Consider the following 1,523-nt stretch of genomic DNA (forward strand, 5'->3'; position numbering starts at 1 on the left):
AGTCCAACGACATGATCTCGCTGATTGATGGTCATGATCAGCGGCTTTGAGGGGTGCGCTTGGGTTCGCTGAGTTCTTGGCAAAATAGTCTGATCCCTGATGTGCGATGTGGTAACGCTGCGAAGGACGTAGCCCGAAGCAGCGTTACCACATCGCACCCCCCTTGATGTGACTTGCTCGGCGACTGCTCCGGGGAATCGTGGGAACTCTTCTCGGGCAATACCGATCGGCGAAGTGGCAGATGCACTACGCTAAAGGGAAGCTAATGGGCGATATTAGGGAACCTGACTGCGACGTGATGCAACGCCGTCTGAAGCGGGCGACTGTAGTTATGAACAACTATCCATATCCGTCAGTAGTTTCCTTTCGTCTTAGCAACAGAATCGTCATTCAAACGACTGCTTCATTCAGTTACCTGCCCTTGAAACCCCGAAGTAACCAACGGCAGGATTGGGTCGATACCACCAGTTCGATTAATCGGAGACCTGCCGCTCGATCGGCGCAGGCTGGCCGTCAGCATTGGTCGATAACCTGGGATTCAATGAGGTGTCGAGGCTACTCCACAGCACTTTTTGAACTTCTTCCCGCTTCCACAAGGACAGGGGTCGTTACGGCCAATCTTTGGATGCCCACGTGAAACGGTTCTGGCCTGTTGGAGCTCATATATCGCCTGGCGATAAGGAAACCAGAAACGATAAATGGACGCAACGGATGCTTGTATATGCTTGGCGAGTTCCTCACGCTGCGCCGGTTTGTCCACCTGCACCAGCTCGTTCTCGCTGAGATCGTCAGCGCCTAGCAGACGAATTGGGGTCAGCCACTCATGTCCTCGCGGATCATCAAATAACAACTGCCAATCGGCCCGACAAAGCGCGAGCCCTTCCATGAAGCCGGCGGCCCACATCTCGGCATCGATGAATTCCTTGCACTTGTCTTCAGGGACGAAGACGTCAAAGATCGGTTCGTGGGAGTCTTCATCATGCTCAAGACTCCAGATGATGCCATTGTAGTGGCGCATGATCATCTGCATGATTCGCTGCGCCTCTTCCATGGTCTCGAAGTGAGGCGCGTCTTCCTCACGCTTTCCCCATATGCCCGAGTACCACTGACTCATTTTTAAGCTGGTCGGACCGACGATGATTGCCGTCAGATAACCGTCCAGGTGGTCAAGCAACATCGTTTCATCCGAGGTGGCATCAGACAGCAGAAAGGCATCCAGTTCTTCCAACTCCTCGTCCGACAAAGGGGCTGCAAGTCGCAGCGGGTTGCTCTCAATGCCTGAGCTTCTGGCCCCGTGGCTAGGTTCGCCAATCAGCGACCTGATTCCGTCGTCACGAATGGTTCGCATGACTTCGTCGAGCGCTGCTTGATCAGTCCCGAACTCATCGTCCCAAACGGTGGAGTTGCCATGTTCGTCGATGACTTCCAGCGTCCACGCGGTATGCGGCATTCGGTAGATGCAGATCTCGACCGTATGAGTACCGACGGTGTAGTACTGCTGTAGCGGAGAGTGGATCAGGTGC

General features: G+C 54.4%; 1 protein-coding gene. It reads right to left on the reverse strand.

Features of this window, described 5'->3' with window-relative positions:
- Window positions 1–538 precede the first annotated feature (538 nt).
- Window positions 539–1,523, reverse strand: a 985-nt coding sequence (locus ACKVEX_RS16515; RefSeq protein WP_473216834.1) for a UPF0149 family protein, incomplete at its 5' end; no start/stop codon positions are given.

It is taken from the genome of Denitraticella aggregata, assembly GCF_048158365.1.
Lineage (GTDB): Bacteria > Pseudomonadota > Gammaproteobacteria > Burkholderiales > Rhodocyclaceae > Azoarcus_F.